Consider the following 20,310-nt stretch of genomic DNA (forward strand, 5'->3'; position numbering starts at 1 on the left):
GCCGCGGGGGTGCGATCAACCGGGTTGCGGTCAGGAGGCGGAGCGTGCGGAGCGGCTCAGCCCGCCCCAGGTCCGGCGGCGCGCCGAACGGCGGGCCACGCCGGAGGTCTCCGCGCAGAGCAGGCAACCGTCCCCGGGCGGTGAGGCCAGCGAGGCCGGCAGCACGGTGTGGCCGCAGACGGCGGTGCACTGCCCGCTCCCGGTGGCGAGCGAGTCGGCGAGCACCGCATGCTGGACGACGTGGCTGCGCCCGTCACGGGCGCAGGTGACGGTGACACCCGGCTCGGCGTGCCCGGCGGGCAGGGTCGAGGACGACACCTGGCGCGTGCTGACGGGCGGTACCGACACGGTGACTCCTCCGGGCATGGTTCGGCGGAAGCCCCATCGTCGCCCGTAAGTCCGTGCAGATGCAAGTGCATCCGCACGAACGGCCGAATATGAAGGGTGCTCGTAGCGGAGCGTGGCGAGCGCCACGCAAAGGTGTCAGAAGCCCTCCGGGTAGCCCGTTCGTGCCGGTCGCGGCGGTCGCCGAAATGACGCCGCTCCCTGGGCGGACGCCCGATTCGTCCGGGCGCGGAGCGTAGTGGTCCTGGTCACATCGACGCAGGTGGGCGGGCGGGTGCCCGGGCGTCAGCGGCTGCATCCGACGGCCGAGCCGGTTAATCTCGATGGCCATGACCGCTCCCGAGCAGGCACAGCCTCGGGCGTCCGCATCGTCTCCGGGGGCCGACGCCCCCGGTGCAGCGACCACTGACGCCGACGGCGACCATTCGTACGAGATCGTGTCGCCGGTCCCGGCCGACGGGGTGGACATGTGGCGACTCGCCGTCGAGTCGCAGACGCTGGACGCGAACTCCCGCTACGCCTACGTGCTGTGGTGCCGCGACTTCGCCGACACCTCGGTGATCGCCCGCCGCAGCGACGGCCTGGCCGTCGGGTACGTCACCGGCTACCTGCGCCCGCAGGCCGGGAACACCCTGCTGATCTGGCAGGTGTGCGTGGACCCGGTCGCGCGTGGAGCGGGCCTGGCCGGCCGGCTGCTGGACGCGGTCTGGGACCAGGCGGTGGCCACCGCGGGCGCGGACCGGATGGAAACGACCGTCACCCCGGACAACGAGTCGTCCATCCGGCTGTTCACATCCTTCGCCAGACGACACCACACGTCGATCGAGCGGGAGGACCTCTTCGGTCCGGACCTGCTCGGCGACGCCCACGAGCCGGAGCATCTGTACCGCATCGGCCCGATCGCACGCTCCGCCGGAGTGCAGGACGCCGAAGCGCGGACCGCCGGAGTGCACAACACAGAGGGTGGAAAGAAATGACCGTTTTCGAGGATCTCGAATCCCAGGTCCGCAGCTACTGCCGCAACTGGCCGGTCGTCTTCGACACGGCCAAGGGGAGCCGCCTGACCGACGTCGACGGGAACTCCTACCTCGACTTCTTCGGCGGCGCGGGCGCGCTCAACTACGGGCACAACCCCGAGGTGCTGAAGAAGCCCCTGATCGAGTACCTGACCGGGGACGGCATCACCCACGGTCTGGACATGTACACCCGCGCCAAGGGCGAGTTCCTGGACACCTTCCAGGAGACGATCCTCAACCCGCGCGGCCTGGACTACAAGGTCCAGTTCCCCGGTCCGACGGGCGCCAACGCCGTCGAGTCCGCGCTCAAGCTGGCGCGGAAGATCACCGGCAAGGAAGCGCTGATCAACTTCACCAACGCGTTCCACGGCATGACGCTGGGCGCGCTGTCGGTGACCGGTAACTCGATGAAGCGCGGTGGCGCCGGCATCCCGCTGGTCCACTCGACGCCGATGCCGTTCGACAACTACTTCGACGGCAAGATGCCCGACTTCCTCTGGTTCGAGAAGGTCCTCGACGACACCGGGTCCAGCCTGAACGAGCCGGCCGCCGTCATCGTCGAGACCGTGCAGGGCGAGGGCGGGCTCAACCCGGCCCGCATCGAGTGGCTGCAGGGCCTCGAGGACCTGTGCCGCCGCAAGGGCCTCCTGCTCATCGTCGACGACGTCCAGATGGGCTGCGGGCGCACCGGGCCGTTCTTCTCGTTCGAGGTCGCCGGCATCAAGCCGGACATCGTCACCATCTCCAAGTCGATCTCCGGGTACGGCATGCCGATGGCACTGGTGCTGATGAAGCCGGAGCACGACCAGTGGGGCCCCGGCGAGCACAACGGGACCTTCCGCGGCAACAACCCGGCCTTCGTCACGGCGACCCACGCCCTGCGGAACTGGTGGACCGACGACACCCTCGAGAAGGACACCGTCCGCAAGGGCGAGAAGATCGAAGAGGGCTTCAACAAGATCGTCGCGGACAACCGTGGCACCGAGATGTTCGCCAAGGGCCGCGGCCTGGCGCGGGGCATCCAGTTCGAGGGGGAGGGCCTGGCCGAGAAGATCGCCGGCAAGGCCTTCGAGCACCGGCTGCTGCTGGAGACCGCCGGGCCGAACGACGAGGTCCTGAAGCTCCTGCCGCCGCTGACCACCTCCGATGACGAGATCGACGAGGGTCTTGGGATCATCGCCGAGTCCGTCCGAACCGTCACTGGGAGCTGATACACACATGATCGTCCGTACTCTCGACGACATCACCGGTACCGAGCGCGACGTCGAGCCCGAGAACAAGCAGTGGCGCAGCAAGCGCATCGTGCTGGGCGACGACAGGGTCGGGTTCTCGGTTCACGAGACCGTGCTCCAGCCGGGCACGATCAACGACTTCTGGTACGCCAACCACATCGAGGCCGTCTTCATCACCGAGGGCGAGGGCGAGCTCTACGACAAGGACAACGACGTCACGTACCAGCTCAAGCCGGGCTCGATCTACGTGCTGAACGGCAACGAGAAGCACCAGCTGCGCCCCGCGACGCTGATGAAGACCGTCTGCGTGTTCAACCCGCCGGTCACCGGCCGGGAGGTGCACGACGAGAACGGCGTGTACCCGCTGGTCACCGTGGACTGATGTCCCGGGCGTAGCCCAGCTCACCGCGAGGGGCGTTTCCGCTGTGTCGAAGCGGGAACGTCCCTCGTGGTCTGTTCGAGACCACCACCCGTGTGAAGGGAACGGAAACACCGCAAGGAGGAATGTCCATGACTGCCGTGGCCGGCAGCGACCACCTCACCGGACTCGCATCCGCCGAGGACCGCTACTACACGCGGATCTCGCCCGAGCCCGCCTTCGTCGAGCGTGCGGAGCCCACCGTCTGGGGCGACCGCTCGAGCGCCGGGATGTTCGGGGCCCAGGAGCTGATCGCGCACGAGCGCGACGGCTTCGTGCAGGTCCCGGGACTGCTCACCGGGGACGAGGTCGCCTTCTACCAAGCAGAGCTGGATCGTCTCGCGAACGATCCGGCGGTCCGCGCCGACGAGCGCTGCATCATCGAGAAGTCGTCCGACGAGGTGCGGTCGATCTTCGAGGTGCACCGCATCTCACCGGCCATGGCCCGCCTGGTCCGCGACGAGCGGGTGCTCTCCCGCGCGCGGCAGATCCTGGGCTCGGACGTCTACGTCCACCAGAGCCGGATCAACTACAAGCCCGGTTTCGGCGGCGGCGGCTTCTACTGGCACTCCGACTTCGAGACCTGGCACGCCGAGGACGGCATGCCGTCCCCGCGGGCGGTGAGCTGCTCCATCTCGCTGACCGACAACCACCCGTTCAACGGCTGTCTGATGATCATGCCGGGCTCGCACCGGACGTTCGTCTCCTGCGTCGGTGAGACGCCCGAGGACAACCATCTGTCCTCGCTCACCGAGCAGGAGATCGGGACGCCCGACCCGGACTCGATCGCGACCCTCGCCGAACGGCACGGCATCGAGATGATGACCGGCGAGGCCGGCTCGGCCACCTGGTTCGACTCGAACTGCATGCACGGTTCCGGTGACAACATCACCCCGTTCTCGCGCTCGAACATCTTCCTGGTGTTCAACAGCGTCGAGAACGCCTGTGTGGAGCCGTTCTACGCCCCGAAGCCGCGCCCCGAGTACATCGGTGCGCGGGACTTCACCCCTGTCCGGTAGGAGCACCGCGACCGACCGAACGCGTTAACCACCACAAGCTCATCAGTTGACGGCGGCGCCCGTCCCGGTTCTCCGGGCGGGCGTCGCCGCCGTCGCGGCCCCGTACGGCGGGGACAGCGTGGGGCGCTTCGGCCGGTGCTCCTCGCCGGTGCGTGCGCCGCGCAGCCGCCTGCGGACGTAGGGCATCACGTGGTGGGTGACCCAGCGGAGATCCTCGAGCTGCCGCGCCCGCCACGGAGCGGGCCCGTCGTCGGGCTCCGGCCACGGCGCCCGCCAGTCCCCCGACGGCTCGCCGAGCGCCTCCAGGACCCGCCAGGCCACCCGCTCGTGCGCGTGCGGCACCAGGTGCAGCCGGTCCGGGCCCCAGGCCCGCGGGTCGGCCAGCGCGTTCATCGCCCAGAGATCGACCACCCGGCAGCCGTGCCGCTCGGCCGAGGCCCGCATCAGCTCGTTGTAGCAGGCGATCCGGCCGCGCAGGCGGCGGATGAGCGGGTGCATCCGGCGCAGGTCGAACCCGGTGAGGATGAGGACCTCGGCCCCGGTCGCGACCAGCCGGGCCAGCGCGGCGTCGAAGCGCGCGGCCAGGTCGTCGGTGTCGCAGACCCAGCCGATGATGTCGTTGCCGCCCGCGCAGAACGTGATCAGGTCCGGCCGCATCGCCTCCGCGACCGGGACCTGGTCGGCGACGATCTGGTCGAGGACCTTGCCGCGGACGGCGAGGTTGGCGTACCCGAAGCCCGGGTACCGGTCGGCGAGCGTCTCGGCGACCCGGTCGGCCCAGCCGCGGGGGCGGCCGTCGCCGGCGAAGTCGTCGAGACCCTCGGTGAAACTGTCGCCGAGCGCGACGTAGCTCCGGTGCTGCACGTGCACCACCCCCTCCGGTTCGGCCGGTCGGCTCTCCCACCCGTTGGTCACCCCGCAGACGTCCTGCGTTACGTCGATGCTCACGTATTCCGCCGGTGCGCGCCAACCCGATTCGTCGACCGCGCCGCCGGGGTAGGGCACCCTTAATCGGGTGACCCCCGATCCCGCCCCCCGCGCCACGTCCCGCTCGGACCCCGGGCTCGGCGAGCTGCTCGGCGGGCGCGCCGGCGCCGTCGACGCGTCGGTGCCGGTCGTCGCCTTCGTGCTGGCCTGGGTCCTCGCGGGACACCTCGGCTCGGCGTACCCGATCAACTGGGGAGCCGGGGCGGCGATCGTGGCCGGAGCCGGTGTCGCGGTCTGGCGGCTCGCCCGCGGGCGCAGGCCGCGTGCGGTGCTGTTCGGCCTGGCCGGGGTGGTGGCCGCCGCGGCGGTAGCGCTGATCACCGGCCGGGCGTCGGACTTCTTCCTGGTCCAGATCGTGTCGAACGCCGGCAGCGCGCTGGCCTGGGCGATCTCGATCGTGGTCCGGTGGCCACTGCTGGGTGTGGTCGTCGGCGGGCTGCTGGGCCAGCGGACCCGGTGGCGCCGGGACCCGGACCTGCTCCGCGGCTACCAGCGGGCGTCCTGGGCGTGGGTGTGCCAGTACGTGATCCGGCTGTCGGTCTTCCTGCCGCTGTGGGCGGCGGACCAGGTGGTGTTGCTCGGGCTGGCCCGGACCGTGGTGAGCCCGGTGCTGGTGGGCCTGAGCGTGCTCGTGTCGTGGCCGTTGCTGCGTACGGCGCTGCCCGGCGATCACCCGGGAATTCGTCACCCCCGGTGACGGTTCCTGACGCGTTGCAGCTAGGATCGTAACCCTAACGTGATCTTCCCGTGTCCACGTGAGGGTCGCCACATCGGGTGATCATCCGGTGCGTCCTGCGGCGCCCGGACGTTCTCACGAGTGGATCGCCTTCCCGATGATCACTGCAAGGAGCCATGCCACAGCAGCGCCCCCCGGAGCCCGGCCGCGGTGATGTCGACCGAGGCGCTCCCGGACCGTCCCGCCCCGCACCCCCGTACCCCGCCGGGCGTCCCGTCGCCGCCCCGGACTCCCCGCACGTCCCGCGACAGCGCGGTGCCGCGCCCTCCCGGCCGCCGCACGCCGGGCCCGGTGTCCCGCCGACCCAGGCCCGGCCCCAGGCCCGGCCGGGCGGGCAGCGGCCGACCCGTGTCGTCCCCGGCCCCGGCGCGCCGCCCGGGCCGTCGCACGGAACGCCGCCGGGGACGCCGCCCGGTGGGTGGCCGCAGACCCGTCAGATGCCGGGTGGCTCCGCCGACCTGCGCCCGGCCTCCGGGCCGGGTGGCCCGAACGGCCCGGTCGGTGGTGGCCCGGACGGCTCCGGTGGCAGCAGCGGCTCCGCGAAGGACGACGGCTCCGCGAAGGACAAGGGCTCCGCGAAGGAGACGACCTCGCTGAAGGAGAGCCTCAAGCCGACGGACATCGCGGCCGGGGCCGGCGCGTCGGTCGTCAGCGCGATCCTCGGTTCGTTCCTGGGCGCCGTCGGCACGGTGCTCGGCGCGGCGCTGGGGTCGATCATCTACACCCTGGTCAGCGCGTTCCTGACCCGCGGGATCGAGCACAGCAAGGACAAGGCGCTCGCGCTCAAGGAGAAGGCGGCCGCCAAGAAGGGCAAGGGCGTCGCCGAGGGGACGGCCGCTGCGGCCGAGGCGTTCTCCGGTCGCGGGTCCGGCCGCCCGACCGGCGAGGAGACCGTGGTGCTCGACCCGTCGCGGGCCGGCCGGACGGCGGCGGGTTCCGGGCCGGCGGCATCGGGGCGTGGCGGCCCGCGCCGGCTCCGGTTCACCCGCAGGACGGTCATCGTGTCCGCGGTGCTCGGGCTCGTCACCTTCGGGGTGTCGATGTTCCTGATCACGGGCATCGAGGTCGTCAAGGGTTCCTCGCTGGCGGGCAACGGCTCCGGCACCTCGATCGGGAGCGTCGTCCGCGGCGGACCGCCCGCGGAGCCCACCGACCAGGGCGAGGAGAACAGCGGCACCGACTCCTCGTCGACGTCGGAGAGCGCGACCTCCACCTCGGAGTCGCAGACCGGCACCTCGGAGTCGCCCACGAGCACGGAGTCCGGGGACTCCGGGCCGTCGGAGCAGCCCGGATCCGGCTCCGAGTCCGGCTCGGACTCGGGCTCGGGCTCGGACGGTCCGCTGGGAGACAGCCTGAACCGCGTGCTGCCGACGCAGGAACCCGGTTCCGGGCAGCAGCAGTCCGGGCCGGACACCGGCGGGGAGTCCGGTTCGACCAACTGATCCGGTGACGCGAACGGCGCCGGTGGGCACTCGCCCACCGGCGCCGTCGTGTGTGGCCGGTGGGTGTGCTGTCAGTGGGGGAGCCGGGCCTTCAGCCGGGCGGCGGCGGCCTGCGGGTCGTCGGCCTGCGTGATCGCCCGGACGACGACGATCCGGCTCGCCCCGGCTTCGAGCACGTCGTCGAGGCGGTCCTCGTCGATACCGCCGATCGCGAACCAGGGCCGCTCCGGTGCCCGGCCGGCGACCGTGCGCACCAGGTCCAGCCCCGGCGCGAGACGGCCCGGCTTGGTCGGCGTCGGCCAGCACGGCCCGGCGCAGAAGTAGTCGACACCGGCCTCGGTCGCCGCCGCGAGGGTCTCCTCGGTGCTGTGCGAGGACCGGCCGATGACCACGTCGTCGCCCACGACGCGGCGCGCCCACCCCACGGGCAGGTCGTCCTGGCCGAGGTGGAGCACGTCGGCGCCGGCGGCCAGCGCGACGTCGGCCCGGTCGTTCACGGCGAGCAGGGCACCGTGCCGGCGGCAGGCGTCGCCGAGCACCTCCAGCGCGGCCAGCTCGGCCCGGGCCTCCAGCGGCCCGTCCGGACCGCCCTTGTCCCGCAGCTGGACGATGTCGACCCCGCCGGCGAGGGCGGCGTCGGCGAAGGCTGCCAGGTCGCCCTGTTCGGTGCGGGCGTCGGTGCAGAGGTACAGCCGGGCCCCGGCGAGCCGGGCGAGGCGTTCGGTGCTCGTGGCGGTGCGGGTATCGGTGTCGGACACGGTTCGCACGCTACGGCGTAGCCTGGGGGTCGCGTGAGAACCACGGGAGCCCGGCGAGCGGGCTGAGAGGGGACCCGGCTGCGGTCCCGACCGTCGAACCTGATCCGGGTCATGCCGGCGCAGGGAGTGAGGTGAGGGATCCATGATCGGACATCTGGTCGTCGCCGGAGCGGGCGCGATCGGGCTGTGCGCGGCCCGCGAGGCCGCACGGGCCGGGCGGCGGGTCACCGTGTTCGACCCGGCACCCGGCAGCGGCGCCTCGTGGGTGGCGGGCGGAATGCTGGCGCCGGTCACCGAGGCGTGGCCCGGCGAGGAGGACCTGCTCGCCCTCGGGCTGGACTCGGTGGCGCGGTGGCCGGAGTTCGCGGCCGCGCTGTCCGCCGACGCCGGTGTCGACGCCGGGCTGCACCCCGAGGGCACGGTGGTCGCGGCGACCGGGTCCGGGGACCGCGACGAGCTGGCCGCTCTCGCGGGTCACCTGGAGGCGCTGGACCGTCCGGTGCAGCAGCTGACCGGGCGCGAGCTGCGCCGGCTCGAACCGGCCCTCGGCCCGGACGTGCGCGGTGGGCTGTCCGTGCCCGGCGACCCGTCGGTGGACAACCGCCGGTTGCTGGAGGCACTGCGGGCCGCGTGCGCCCGTGCCGGGGTGACGGTCGACCGACGTGCGGTCGCGTCCGTCCGCGACGACGGGGACCGGGTCCGCGGTGTCCGGCTGGCCGACGGCACGGAGATCGACGCCGACGTCGTGCTGGTCGCGGCGGGGGCGCACTCCTCGGCGCTGCACCCGGCGCTCGACGGACTCGTCCGGCCGGTGAAGGGCGAGATCCTGCGCCTCACCCGCAGGCCCGGGGCGCTGCCCCCGCCGACCCGCACGGTGCGGGCGCTGGTCGACGGGCGTTCGGTGTACGCCGTCCCGCGCGTGGTGCCCGGGCACGGCGACCTCGTGATCGGGGCGACGACCTCGGAGAACGGGTTCGACACGGGCGTCACCGTCGGCGGGGTGCGCGACCTGCTCCGGGATGCCGAACGGGTCCTGCCGGGGATCGCCGAGTACGCGTTGACCGAGTCGGCGGCCGGGCTGCGCCCGGGAAGCCGGGACAACGTCCCACTGATCGGGCGTATCGGTCCGGAGGGACTGATCGCCGCGACCGGGCACGGCCGCAACGGCATGTTGCTCGTCCCGGTGACCGCGGCCGCGGTGGCCGCGTTGCTGCAGGGCGCGGACGTTCCCGCCGCCGCCCGCATTGCCGACCCGCGCCGCTTCGCACCGGTCGCGGCCGAGAGGAGCTCACAGTGCTGATCCTGCTGAACGGCGAGAGCCGCGAGACCGAGAGCGGGGCCGATCTGGCCCGGGTGCTGGCCGAGGCCGGGATGCCGGAGCGGGGCATCGCCGTCGCCGTGGACGGTGAGGTGGTGCCCCGGGCGTCGTGGCCGCAGCACACGCTGGCCGACGGCGCGCGGGTCGAGGTACTGACCGCGGTGCAGGGAGGATGACGATGGACAAGCTGACGTTCGGGGACCACCTGTTCGGCTCCCGGCTGGTCATGGGGACCGGCGGTGCCGCCAACCTGGAGATCCTGGAGCGGGCGCTGGTCGCCTCCGGGACCGAGCTGACCACGGTCGCGCTGCGACGCGTCGATGTCGAGGGTGGGACCGGGCTGCTGGAGCTGCTGCGCCGGCTCGGGATCCGGGTGCTGCCGAACACCGCCGGCTGCCGGACCGCCGCCGAGGCCGTGCTCACCGCGCGGATGGCCCGCGAGGCGATGGAGACCGACCTGGTCAAGCTGGAGGTCGTCGCCGACGAGCGCACCCTGCTGCCGGATCCGGTCGAGCTGCTCGACGCGGCCGAGCAGCTCGTCGACGACGGCTTCACCGTGCTGCCCTACACCAACGACGACCCGGTGCTCGCCCGCAAGCTGGAGCAGGCAGGCTGCGCCGCCGTCATGCCGCTCGGCTCACCGATCGGCACCGGGCTGGGCATCCGGAACCCGCACAACATCGAGATGATCGTCGCCGCGGCCGGCGTCCCGGTCGTCCTCGACGCCGGGATCGGTACCGCGTCCGAGGCGGCACAGGCGATGGAGCTCGGCTGCGACGCCGTCCTGCTCGCCACCGCCGTCACCCGTGCCGCGGACCCGGAGCGGATGGCCCGGGCGATGCGCCGCGGCGTCGAGGCCGGGTGGGACGCCCGGCACGCCGGCCGGATCCCGCGCCGGTACTGGGCGCACGCGAGCTCTCCCGACCGGGAGGAGTGACCGGGGCCGGCCCGTCAGGAGGTCTCGACGACGCCCTCGGCGTGCCGGCGGGCGAGCTGCCGGTAGAAGCCCGGGTTGTTCCGCACCCACCACCGGGCCTGCTCGGTCAGCTCGCCGCGTTCCCGGGCGGCGGCGCCGAGCATCAGCCGGTCGCCGGCCAGCTCGGTGCCCGGGGTGACGGTGGACCCGGCCGCCACCATCGCGCCCTCGCCGATCCGGGCGCCGTCCTGCACGGTGCTGCCGTTGCCGATCACCGCCCGCGGGCCGATGACGGCGCCGTGCACCACGCACAGGTGACCGATCGTGGCGCCCTCGCCGATCTCGGTGACCGGGTCGTCGCCGCCGTGCAGGACCGACCCGTCCTGGACGTTCGCGCCGGCCCGCACGACGATCGGCCCGCAGTCGGCGCGGAGCACGGCGTTGTACCAGATCGAGGCGCCCTCCTCGACGTGCACGTCGCCGACGAGTGTCGCGGTCGGTGCGACGAAAGCATCCGGGTGAACGGTCGGGGAGCAGCCCTCCAGGGCGAACAGCGGCATGGGGGCAGTTTCACAGCCTCCGTGGTTCACAGCCCCGGTGGTTCACAGCCCCGGTGGCCGCAGGCCGAGGTCGGTGAGCTCGAGGGCCGCGAGCCGCCGGACGACCGCGGGATCGCCGGCGCGCCACGCCGCGGCCGGATCGGGGGCGATCCGGGTCAGCCGGCCCACCGGGACCCGGGTGAGCGCCCGTACGGCGAGCAGGTCCGGGGCGCCGGCGCGGGCGGCCACCGCCGACCCGGCGCGCCGGGCGTAGCGCAGCCGCAACGGCAGCCAGCCCAGCAGCACCGGCAGCAGCAGGACCAGCGGGATCAGGATGAGCGCGCCGTCCGCGAGCATCCCGACGGTCTCGCCGTACCGGCGCCCGGCCGCGGCCAGGTCCGCCCCGGCACCCGTCGCCGGATCCAGCGCCCGCGCGAGGTCGGCTCCCACGAAGGGGATCGACGAGACCGCGCCGGAGACACCCGTGAACGCGTCCGAGACCTGCCCACCCGCCGCGACCAACGACTCGCCCGGCCCGCGCAGCGCCTGGAGGCCGTCGTGCACCGCGATGCCGGCGACCACCGCGAGCACCGCCCACAGCAGCGCGACGACGTCGGCCACGATCTGCCGGGCCAGGCGTTCGGGGCGTTCCGCGTACCAGCGCATCGACACTGTGTACACCCGGACCACCGACGACGGTCGGTCGGGAAACCCGCTCGCCGGACGGGTCCGCGCGTGCTGGGGTGGACACGTGAGCATCTACACCAGCGAGGACGGTGCCCGCCTCGTGCGGGAGCGGTACGAGCAGCAGCTGGCCGCCTGGCCGGTCCCGTCGCGGCGCCATGAGATCGAGACCTCGCACGGCCGGACGTTCGCCCTGACCTGCGGGGACGACGACGCACCTCCGGTGGTGCTGCTGCACGGCTCGGGTACGAACAGCACGATGTGGCTGGACGGGATCGAGCTGCTGGCGGCGGACCACCGGGTCGTCCTGGTCGACCTGCTGGGCGAGCCCGGTCTCAGCGACCCGGTCCGGCTTGACCTGGCCACCGGGGACACCGCGGACTGGCTGGCGGAGTGCCTCGACGCGCTCGGCATCGACCGGACCGCGCTCGTGGGGCTCTCGCTCGGTGGCTGGACCGCTGCCGACTTCGCGGCCCGCCGGCCGGAGCGGGTGGGCCGGCTCGCCCTGCTGTGCCCGGCCGGGGTCGGGCGGCAGACGATCGGGAAGGTCGCGCCGGCCTTCCTGCTGAGCCTGCTGGGTGCCCGCGGCCGGCGGCGTTCGGCGGAGATCGTCACCGGGCTCGACGCCCGGGAGCACCCCGAGGTGTTCGAGGAGCTCAGCCGGATGTTCGGGCACTTCCGCCCGCGTACCGAGCGGTTCCCGATGTTCGACGACGACACGCTCCGCCGGCTCACGATGCCCGTGCTCGCCGTGCTGGGCGAGCGGGACCGGGTGTTCGACCCGGTACACACGCGGGAGCGGCTCACGGCGCTGCTGCAGGATGTGCGGGTGGACGTCGTGGCCGGTTCCGGGCACGCGCTGCTCGGGCAGGCGCCACGGATCGCGGAGTTCGTGCGTTGATGTCCTGCTTGGATGTCGTGCGGTGATGTCGTGATGTCGTGGTGTCGACGCATTCCGCGGAACGCGGAGCGCACCCTGTCGGAGCCTTGCCGTTGGGAGCCTTGCCCGGGTGTGTGTCCTGGCCGGGGTGGCGGTGCGCGCTCAGGCGGCCATCGGGGTGGGTAGCGAGGGCAGCAGGGCGTCGAGGATCGGTGTCGGATCGAGGCGGTCGCCGTACCAGACCGGGGTGAGGGTGCTGCGGTCGATCCGGAGCCGTGCCCGGGTGTTGATCTCGATCAGCGCCTCTGCGGTGCCACTCAGCGGTTCCCTGGTGGGCGTGACGAACGTTCCGTCCGGACGCTGCACGTCCCAGCCCCCTCCGGGGCGGCGCCGGATCCGGTAGTCGTGGTCGTGGAGCAGCCGGTGATGGAACCCGCAGAGCAGGACCAGATTGTCCACGTCCGTGACGCCCCCGTGCAGCCAGTGCCGGACGTGATGGGCGTGCAGGTGACGGGTGTGGTCACAGCCGGGGAAGCGGCAGCCACCGCCGTCCGCACTGTCGCGGGCGGTGAGCGCGGCGATCTGCGCCGGGCTGGCCAACCGGCGGGAACGGCCGAGGTAGAGCCGGTTCGTGGCGCGGCCCTCCAGAAGGACCTGAGCGCGGGCATCGCAGGCGAGACGTTCTGTGGTCGACGCCGCGAGCTCGGGGCCGCCCGCCACCCGGGCGGTGCCGGTGGTGGCATCGAGGTGCACGACGACCTGAGCGGTGCCGCGGCTGACCACCGGGCCGGATGTGTCGTCCTGCCGGCGGGCCAGGGCCAGCAGCGCATCGGCGCGCCGGGCCGCGATCCGGTCCGTGACCGGGCCCGGTTCCTGCTCCAGGGCGCACTGGTCGAGATCCTGCGGTAGGGCGGCGACCGGATGCTTGGTCGGTGCGGGCGGTGGTACGAGTGCCTCGATGGCGGCGATCAGGGCGGCACCGTCCTCAGGAGTGAAACGACCGCGGAGGACCAGCGAGCCATCGGCGTCGTGATACCAGCTCAGAGAGCGGCCGGCGGCGGCGTCGGTGGGCCGCGTCCGGCGCCGGCGGACGGCCCGTACGACGGTCTCGACGTGACTCGCGGTCCCGGACAGAGCCAGATCCAGCAACACCTGCTCGGCGCTCTGCGGGTCGGCGGGAGCCTCGGCGGAGGCAGAGGCAGAGGCAGAGGCGGAGGCGGAGGCCCCGGGGCCTGCGCTGTCCCCGACCACGGCGTCGGAAGCGGCCTCGGCCTCGACGGTCGCGCCGCCCGCGTCGGGACCTCCGGCGCCCGTCTCGGAGCCTGCGGCGCCGGTGACGCCTGCGGTGCTCGCCTCGGAGATGGCTCGGTCGGCGCTACTTCGGCCGGCGCTACTTCGGTCGATGCTGCTTCGGGCGGTGCTGCCTTGCGGGGTAACGGGGGTGGTGTCGACGCCGTCCGTATCGTTGGTTCCGGCATCGTCGACCGTGTCGTGGCCTGCCGTCCCGGAGGTGTCGGTGTCGGTTCCGGTGTCGGTTGCGAGGCGGTCCAGGACGGCGGTGTCCGAGCCCGCCACCCGGGTGATCGCACGGACCTTCGAGTAGGAGATCCGGCCTGCGGCGAACGCGGCCGTGATGCGGGGGAGCCCGGTGAGAGCGCGGGCGACGCGTAGGTGCTCGGTCGCGGTCCGCAGGCTCATCCCCGCCCGCCACGACAACCAGTGCGCACACGAGCGGACGCCGACGCCCGCCCACCCACCGCGCTGGTCGAACTCGGCCAGCAGCCGAAGGAACCGGCATTCGGCGGCGGCGATGTGGCCGGCCAGGCCGAGCAGCTCCGACTCCAGGTCGGCGAGACTCGTATCGGGCGACGGAGTGGGTGGATCGGCGGGATCTGTGGTGATGGCGGGCATCGCGGCACCTCCGGCAGGATTCGAACTTGTGTTCGGGCGGAGTGTGGCAGGCGGGTACGACATTCTCGGTCGGACAGGAGCCGGACTCGGGTCGGACAGGAGGCGGAGCTGGAATGTACGAGGGGCGCGGGCTGCTGCTCGACCGGACCGGAATGCCCCGGCGAGCCGGTCCGGATCGCGTTCCGCGGAACGCGGTTGCGTCCAGCGGAGCAGGTGTCGGAGGCAGCCCCCGGTCCGGCGACGCGACCATGGGGCCGGTCGGCCGGGGCGCCCCGGCCGGGAGTGGCGGTCGGGGACCGTGACCGCTACAGGAGGCCCAGCTTCGTCGCGGCGTAGACGGCCTCGGCTCTCCGGGAGACCATGAGTTTGCGCATCAGGTTCCCCACGTGGAACTTGACCGTCGTCTCCGAGATGAACAGCTCGGAGCCGATCGCCCGGTTGGACAGCCCGCGGGCCAGCAGCTGCAGCACGTCGAGCTCGCGGTCGGTCAGTCGTTCCCGGTCCGGCATCCCGCCGGACAGGGAACGGACCATCGCGGAGGCGGAACGGGCGTCGAACGCGCTCTCGCCGCGGGAGACCGCCCGGATCGCCCGGACCAGCTCGGTGGTGTCGACGTCCTTCACCACGTAGCCGCGGGCGCCGGCCTGCACCGACTCCACCACCAGGCGGTCCTCGGCGAACGTGGTCAGCACCAGCACACCGATGCCGGGGTGGTCGGCGCACAGCTTCCGGCACACCTCGAGGCCGTCGGTCTGCGGTCCGGAGGCCAGCTTGAGATCGAGCAGCACGACCTGCGGCCGGCCGGCCGCCACGGCCGCGATCGCCTCGGCCGCGCTGCCCGCCTCGCCGACGACGCGCAGGTCGTCCTCGCGCTCGAGGACCGCCCGCAGGCCCTGCCGCATGATCGAGTGGTCGTCGACCAGGACGATCCGGACGGGCCGGATGCCGGAGTGCTCGGGCCGGGCGGGCACGTTGCCGTTGCCGGGTGCGGGCCGCACGGCGTTCATGCCGTCCCCGTCGGAACACCCACGTCGGACGGACCGCTCACGAGGCCTCCTCACCCGGCGTCCCCAGCGGGACGTCCACCTGTACCTGCAGCCCGCCGATCCGGGACCGGCGGAACCGCAGCGTCCCGCCCATCTCCCGGGCGCGGGCGTCCATGTTGACCAGACCGCGGTGCTCGCCGGAGGGGCCGCGGACCGAGGTCGCGCGCAGCGTGCGGCGGATCTGGTCGGGCGAGGCACCGCCGTCGTCGGACACCGACAGGCGGATCCGGCCGGGCTGGTACGCCAGCCGGACCACCGCCCGCGACGCCGACGCGTGCATCGCCGTGTTGAACAGCGCCTCACCGGCGATCCGGAACAGCGACTGCTCGTGCTCGTGTGCCAACGGGATCGGGGTGCCGCCGATGGAGACCTCGACCCGCAGCTCGTCGGGCATGTGGACGGTGGAGAGCCTGCGCAGCATCGACGGCAGGTCCTTGTCGCCGTGGTCGTCGTCGTTGAGGGCGTAGATCGCCGAGCGCAGCTGCTCCACCGCCCGCCGGGTCAGGCCCTTCGCGGTGTCCAGGTGCTCGATCACATTGCTGCTGCCCGCCCACCCGGCGACCTCGGACCGGCACAGCTCGATGTGCATGCCGGCCGAGAGTGCGTACTGGGTGACGCTGTCGTGCAGCTCGCGGGCGATGCGGTGCCGCTCGTTGTCCAGCACCTCACGCTGCCGCGCCGCACCGAGCTCCTGCTGCGTGGCCATCAGCTCGTCGTTGCGGGCGCGCAGGTCCTCGGCCTGTGCGGCGGTGCGGGCATGCAGTCGCTCGGCGCGGTCGAGCAGCGCGCAGTTCTGCAGCGCCGATGCCGTCTGGCCGGCCAGGATCCGCAGCACCGAGTGGTCGGTGTCGTCGATCTCGCGGTCCGGCGGGGTCCAGGCCACGAAGCCGCCGACCGTACGGCCGTCCAGCCGGATCGGGACGTGCAGGTGCGAGCGGTCCTCCTCCGGGGTGTGCCCGCCGGTGCTGCCGCCGGCCTGCAGCGCGGTGACGTGCCTGCGCACCTTCTCCGGGACCAGGCACAGGTCGGGCCACTCGACGCCGTCCGGACCGAGTACGACGTGCCGCGGCGCCGCGTCGGGCAGCTCGCCCTCGACCAGGCCGAGGATCATCCAGTCCGCGGACAGGTGGTCGGCAGCGGCGTCGGCGACCGCCCGGACCAGTGCCTCGGAGCCCTCCATCGTGCGGACCAGGGCGGCGGAGATGCGGTCCAGGGCGAGGATGACGCGCTTGAGCCGCTCGGCGTTGACCCGGTACTCGGGGTAGAACGACGGCTTGCCCGACCGCAGGCCGGTGAGTTGGTCGAGGTCGGGGCGCGTCCGGAGCCCGGAGGGCGGCGGGACGGGCGTGCGTCGGTTCGGGAACCGGGCGGCGGCCGTCACCGTGAGCGCCTCACAGCGCTTCCCGGAACAGGTCCTCGATCTGCTCCACGGTGGCGGTGCGCGGGTTGGTGGTCAGGCAGGCGTCGCCCAGGGTGAGCCGGGCCAGGCGCGGCACGTCCGGCTCGCGGACCCCGATCGCCCCGAGCCCGGTGGGCACCCCGACCTCGTCGGCCAGCTTGCGCACCTCGGTCGCGACCATGTCGACGGCCTCGTCACCCGGCATGCCGGGCCGGGCGGGCAGCCCCATCGCCTGGGCGATCGGCACGAACCGGGTCGGGTCGTCGGCACCGTTGAACCGGATCACGTGCGGCAGCAGCACCCCGTTGATCAACCCGTGCGGCAGGTCCAACATGCCGCCGACCTGGTGGCTCATGGCGTGGGTGGCGCCGAGGATCGCGTTGGTGAAGGCCAGCCCGGCCTCCAGGGCGGCCTGCGCCATCGCCGTGCGCGGGCCGTCGTCGGTGCGGCGGATCATGGTGGTCGGCAGGTTGGTGTGGACGAGCGCGACCGCGTGCAACGCGTGCGTGTCGGTCAGCGGGCCGTGCGCGAGCGACACGAACGCCTCGATGCCGTGGGTCAGCGCGTCCAGGCCGGTGGCGGCGTTGAGCCAGTCCGGCATGGTGACCAGCAGTCGCGGATCGATCACCGAGACGTCCGGGACCAGCGCCCGTCCCATGATCGTGATCTTGGTGAGCCGCTCGGTGTCGGTGATGATGCAGAACTGCGAGACGTCGGCGCCGGTGCCGGAGGTCGACGGCACCATCACCATCGGCGGGATCGGATGGGAGATCCGGTCGATGCCCTCGTAGTCCCCGATCGCGCCGCCGTTCGCGGCCAGCAGTGCGACGCCCTTCGCGGCGTCGATCACCGACCCGCCGCCGATGCCGATCACCACGTCGCAGCCGGAGCTCCCGTAGCGCTCGAACCCGGCCTGGATCTCGTGGTCCTTCGGGTTCGGAGTGATCTCGTTCCACAGCTGCGGGCGCAGTCCCGCCGCGCGCAGGTGGCGCAGGAGCTCGGCCGGCCAGCCGGCCTCGGTCACCCCCGGGTCGGTGACGACGAAGGGCCGCTCGGCGCCCAGCCGGAGCGCGGCGTGGGCGGTCTCGGGCAGCGAGTCCGGACCGAAGACGATCTCCGGGGCGTGGAACTTGGACAGCCGGGGCCGCTGCTCCCGCGGGCACTCCGGCGCGCGCACGGTGTAGCCGCTCCCGGTGCCGCCGGGAGGCGCCGTGGCGCCGTCGAGGACCAGGACGGTGTCCCGGTGAACGGAATCGGACGGTCCGGTGCGGACCACGCTGCCCACCTCCCGCTCCGTGGTGGTCGGTACCCGCCCGAGGTCGGATCCGGCTCGATCACGAGCGTGCCGACCACGATACAGTGCGACACCCTGTCGCAGACTACCTGTGCGCGACGGAACGGCCTCCCCGAAGGGACGGGTCACGACGCGTGGATGGGCCCCTCCCGGTCCGCGAGCGGGAGCCCGGCGCCGCCCCAGTGCTGCGCGATCATCTCCGCGGCGATCGAGACGGCGGTCTCCTCGGGCGTGCGGGCACCGAGATCGAGCCCGATCGGGGAGGACATCCGGGTGATCTCGGCGTCGGTGACCCCCTTCTCCTTCAGCCGCTCGATCCGGTCGTCGTGCGTGCGCCGCGAGCCCATGGCCCCGATGTAGCCGACCTCCGGGAGCCTGAGCGCCACCTCCAGCAGCGGCACGTCGAACTTCGGGTCGTGGGTGAGCACGCACAGCGCGGTCCGCTGGTCGAGCCGGCCGGCGTCGGCCTCGGCCTTCAGGTAGCGGTGCGGCCACTCGACGACGACCTCGTTCGCACCCGGGAACCGGCTCGCCGTGGCGAACACCGGGCGGGCGTCGCACACCGTCACCCGGAAGCCCAGGAACGACCCCATCCGGGCCACCGCGGCGGCGAAGTCGATCGCACCGAACACGATCATCCGGGGCGGCGGGGCGAACGACTCGACGAACACCTGCAGGCCCTCACCGCGGCGTTCGCCGTGCACCCCGTAGGTGAGGGTGGCGTTGCGGCCGGAGTCGAGCAGCCCGCGCACGTCGTCGCGCACGGCGTCGTCGATCCGGTCCGATCCGGTGCCGCCCTCGACCCGGTCCGGCCAGACCACGAGGCGTTTCCCGAGCAGCTCGGACGGCCCGGCGACGACGGTCGCCACGGCGACCGGGTCCTCGTTGCGGATCGCCTCGGCGATCCGGCCGAGCTGCTCGTAGACCTCCGGCGTCACCTTCTCCACGAAGACGTCGAGGATCCCGCCGCAGGTCAGCCCGACGGCGAACGCGTCGTCGTCGGAAACGCCGTAGCGCTGCAGCACCGGGCGGTCGTCGGCCAGCACCTGCTGTCCGAGCTCGTAGACCGCGCCCTCGACGCAGCCGCCGGAGACCGAGCCGACGGCCTCGCCTCCCGGGCCGACCAGCATCGAGGCCCCCGGCTGCCGGGGGGCGGAACGGAAGGTTCCGACCACCGTCGCCAGCGCTGCCGGCTCGCCGTTCTTCCACCAGCCTTCCAGCTGATCGATGACGTCACGCATTTCTGACCACCTCGAGAAGTCTCTCCAGCGTGTCCAGGCTGTGCCCGGCCAGTAGATCGTCCAAGTGCGGAAGTGCCGCGACTATTCCCCCCTGGACCGGGGCGTAGCCGTCCTTGCCCGCGTGCGGGTTCACCCAGACCAACCGGTGGGCGAGCCGCGACAGCTGCTCCACCTGGGTGCCGAGCAGTTCGGTTCCCCCTCGCTCCCAGCCGTCGGAGAAGACCACGACGACCGCCCGGCGGGCCGCTCCGCGCCGGCCCCACCGGTCGACGAACGCCTGCAGCACCTCGCCGAGCCGGGTCCCGCCCGACCAGTCGGGGATCGCCTTCCCGGCCGTGGAGAGGGCCCGTTCCGGGTCACGCTGGCGCAGCTCGCGGGTGATCCGGGTCAGCCGGGTGCCGAGGGTGAACGCCTCCACCGAACGCGGTGCGCGGCGTACGAACACGTGCGCGAACCGCATCAGCGCATCGGCGTAGGGCTCCATCGACCCGGACACGTCGATCAGCAGGACGACCTTGCGCGGCCGCCGGGAGGCGTTCCGACGCTTGATCGAGAAGATCTCGCCCTGGTTGCGCAGCGCGGCGCGCAGGGTGCGTTCCGGATCGGCCTCGCCGTGCCGGTTGCGGCGCCTGCGACGCGAGACCCGGGTCGGGGGCTGCGGCTTCAGCAGTGTCATCAGCCGGCGCAGGTGCTCGCGCTCGGCGGGGCTCAGCTCACCGAGGTCGCGGCTGCGCAGGATCTCGGAGCCGGTGGCCGCGGCCTTGATCTGGGGACCGTCGTCGTCGTTGTCGTCCTCGCCCGCGCCCTCGCGTCCGGGGACCAGCGCGGCGAGCTTCGGCGGGGCGGGCGGCCGGTCGTCGCGGTTGGTGGCGCGCCTGCCCTCCGAGGGTTCGAACCAGGCGGGGAAGGCGAGGTCGTAGCGGGCGATGTCGTCCGGGTCCGCGCACAGCGTCAGCCGCCCCGCCCAGTACACCTGGTGCCGGTCGGTGACGTCGAGGGTGTCGACCGCCTCCACGAACGCGGCGACCCGGTCGGCCGTCACCGGGGCTCCCGCGGCGCGCAGCACCTCGGTGAACCCGACGAGCCCGGTGAGGAAGGTGTCGGGCTCGAGCTGCTCGGTACCGGTCAC

21 protein-coding genes and 1 riboswitch are annotated in these 20,310 nt (G+C 73.0%); of the genes, 10 read left to right on the forward strand and 11 right to left on the reverse strand.

Annotated elements, in window-relative coordinates:
* Positions 1-30: 30 nt before the first annotated feature.
* Complete coding sequence (locus tag JOF36_RS05550; RefSeq protein ID WP_210025339.1) at positions 31-348, reverse strand: hypothetical protein; 318 nt, start codon at positions 346-348, stop codon at positions 31-33.
* 326 nt (positions 349-674) lie between these two features.
* Here JOF36_RS05550 and ectA point away from each other — a divergent pair, with 326 nt between their 5' ends.
* From ectA to thpD, 4 genes are all read left to right on the forward strand, one after another.
* A complete protein-coding gene (ectA, locus tag JOF36_RS05555; protein ID WP_210025340.1) occupies positions 675-1,322 on the forward strand; it encodes a diaminobutyrate acetyltransferase in 648 nt (215 codons plus the stop codon).
* Positions 1,319-2,572 (forward strand): diaminobutyrate--2-oxoglutarate transaminase, encoded by a 1,254-nt coding sequence (ectB, locus tag JOF36_RS05560; RefSeq protein ID WP_210025341.1) that lies wholly within the window; start codon positions 1,319-1,321, stop codon positions 2,570-2,572. Before ectA ends, ectB begins: the two co-directional genes overlap by 4 nt.
* A gap of 7 nt (positions 2,573-2,579) precedes the next feature.
* Positions 2,580-2,975, forward strand: a complete 396-nt coding sequence (locus tag JOF36_RS05565) for an ectoine synthase (RefSeq protein WP_210025342.1) — start codon at positions 2,580-2,582, stop codon at positions 2,973-2,975.
* Positions 2,976-3,103: 128 nt separating this feature from the next.
* Positions 3,104-4,030 carry an ectoine hydroxylase gene (gene thpD, locus JOF36_RS05570; protein WP_210025343.1) on the forward strand — a complete coding sequence of 309 codons (927 nt, stop codon included), beginning with the start codon at positions 3,104-3,106 and terminating at the stop codon, positions 4,028-4,030.
* 42 nt (positions 4,031-4,072) lie between these two features.
* On the opposite strand, the gene JOF36_RS05575 is transcribed toward thpD, so the two are convergent.
* The gene (locus JOF36_RS05575) at positions 4,073-4,978 is read right to left on the reverse strand and encodes an SGNH/GDSL hydrolase family protein (RefSeq protein WP_307862226.1); all 906 of its coding nucleotides are present in this window, start codon (positions 4,976-4,978) and stop codon (positions 4,073-4,075) included.
* Between the two features lie 67 nt (positions 4,979-5,045).
* On the opposite strand from JOF36_RS05575, the gene JOF36_RS05580 reads away from it, so the two are divergent.
* Both JOF36_RS05580 and JOF36_RS05585 read left to right on the forward strand, forming a co-directional pair.
* Complete coding sequence (locus tag JOF36_RS05580) at positions 5,046-5,714, forward strand: DUF3159 domain-containing protein (RefSeq protein ID WP_210025344.1); 669 nt, start codon at positions 5,046-5,048, stop codon at positions 5,712-5,714.
* 155 nt (positions 5,715-5,869) lie between these two features.
* Positions 5,870-7,195 (forward strand): hypothetical protein, encoded by a 1,326-nt coding sequence (locus JOF36_RS05585; protein ID WP_210025345.1) that lies wholly within the window; start codon positions 5,870-5,872, stop codon positions 7,193-7,195.
* A gap of 71 nt (positions 7,196-7,266) precedes the next feature.
* Here JOF36_RS05585 and thiE read toward each other — a convergent pair whose 3' ends face one another.
* Positions 7,267-7,962, reverse strand: a complete 696-nt coding sequence (gene thiE, locus JOF36_RS05590; RefSeq protein ID WP_210025346.1) for a thiamine phosphate synthase — start codon at positions 7,960-7,962, stop codon at positions 7,267-7,269.
* 24 nt (positions 7,963-7,986) lie between these two features.
* Positions 7,987-8,097, forward strand: a riboswitch (TPP riboswitch).
* Here thiE and thiO point away from each other — a divergent pair.
* From thiO to JOF36_RS05605, 3 genes are all read left to right on the forward strand, one after another.
* A complete protein-coding gene (gene thiO, locus JOF36_RS05595; protein ID WP_210025347.1) occupies positions 8,096-9,253 on the forward strand; it encodes a glycine oxidase ThiO in 1,158 nt (385 codons plus the stop codon). Its footprint overlaps the riboswitch before it by 2 nt.
* Entirely contained in the window at positions 9,247-9,447 is a 201-nt protein-coding gene (gene thiS / locus JOF36_RS05600; RefSeq protein ID WP_210025348.1) for a sulfur carrier protein ThiS, read from the forward strand. The genes thiO and thiS overlap by 7 nt, the downstream gene beginning before the upstream one ends.
* Before the next feature lie 2 nt (positions 9,448-9,449).
* On the forward strand, positions 9,450-10,208 hold the full coding sequence (locus JOF36_RS05605; RefSeq protein ID WP_210025349.1) for a thiazole synthase: 759 nt from the start codon (positions 9,450-9,452) through the stop codon (positions 10,206-10,208).
* 14 nt (positions 10,209-10,222) lie between these two features.
* Here JOF36_RS05605 and JOF36_RS05610 read toward each other — a convergent pair whose 3' ends face one another.
* Entirely contained in the window at positions 10,223-10,747 is a 525-nt protein-coding gene (locus JOF36_RS05610) for a gamma carbonic anhydrase family protein (protein WP_210025350.1), read from the reverse strand.
* Between the two features lie 42 nt (positions 10,748-10,789).
* Positions 10,790-11,392 carry a hypothetical protein gene (locus JOF36_RS05615; protein WP_210036439.1) on the reverse strand — a complete coding sequence of 201 codons (603 nt, stop codon included), beginning with the start codon at positions 11,390-11,392 and terminating at the stop codon, positions 10,790-10,792.
* 85 nt (positions 11,393-11,477) lie between these two features.
* Between JOF36_RS05615 and JOF36_RS05620 the strand changes: the two genes are divergently transcribed.
* Positions 11,478-12,311: an alpha/beta fold hydrolase gene (locus JOF36_RS05620; RefSeq protein ID WP_307862227.1), complete on the forward strand. Its 834-nt coding sequence runs from the start codon at positions 11,478-11,480 to the stop codon at positions 12,309-12,311.
* A gap of 141 nt (positions 12,312-12,452) precedes the next feature.
* Here JOF36_RS05620 and JOF36_RS05625 read toward each other — a convergent pair whose 3' ends face one another.
* The 6 genes from JOF36_RS05625 to JOF36_RS05650 form a co-directional block, all read right to left on the reverse strand.
* Positions 12,453-14,201: an HNH endonuclease signature motif containing protein gene (locus JOF36_RS05625; RefSeq protein ID WP_210025352.1), complete on the reverse strand. Its 1,749-nt coding sequence runs from the start codon at positions 14,199-14,201 to the stop codon at positions 12,453-12,455.
* Between the two features lie 305 nt (positions 14,202-14,506).
* A complete protein-coding gene (locus JOF36_RS05630; RefSeq protein WP_210025353.1) occupies positions 14,507-15,208 on the reverse strand; it encodes a MadR family response regulator transcription factor in 702 nt (233 codons plus the stop codon).
* Positions 15,209-15,245: 37 nt separating this feature from the next.
* Complete coding sequence (locus tag JOF36_RS05635) at positions 15,246-16,628, reverse strand: MadS family sensor histidine kinase (RefSeq protein WP_307862228.1); 1,383 nt, start codon at positions 16,626-16,628, stop codon at positions 15,246-15,248.
* A gap of 10 nt (positions 16,629-16,638) precedes the next feature.
* The gene (locus JOF36_RS05640; RefSeq protein ID WP_372447364.1) at positions 16,639-17,922 is read right to left on the reverse strand and encodes an iron-containing alcohol dehydrogenase; all 1,284 of its coding nucleotides are present in this window, start codon (positions 17,920-17,922) and stop codon (positions 16,639-16,641) included.
* 143 nt (positions 17,923-18,065) lie between these two features.
* On the reverse strand, positions 18,066-19,181 hold the full coding sequence (locus tag JOF36_RS05645) for an XdhC family protein (RefSeq protein ID WP_210025355.1): 1,116 nt from the start codon (positions 19,179-19,181) through the stop codon (positions 18,066-18,068).
* Positions 19,174-20,310, reverse strand: coding sequence for a vWA domain-containing protein (locus JOF36_RS05650; RefSeq protein ID WP_210025356.1), 1,137 nt, complete (start codon positions 20,308-20,310; stop codon positions 19,174-19,176). Before JOF36_RS05650 ends, JOF36_RS05645 begins: the two co-directional genes overlap by 8 nt.

It is taken from the genome of Pseudonocardia parietis (assembly GCF_017876315.1).
GTDB classification, from domain to species: domain Bacteria; phylum Actinomycetota; class Actinomycetes; order Mycobacteriales; family Pseudonocardiaceae; genus Pseudonocardia; species Pseudonocardia parietis.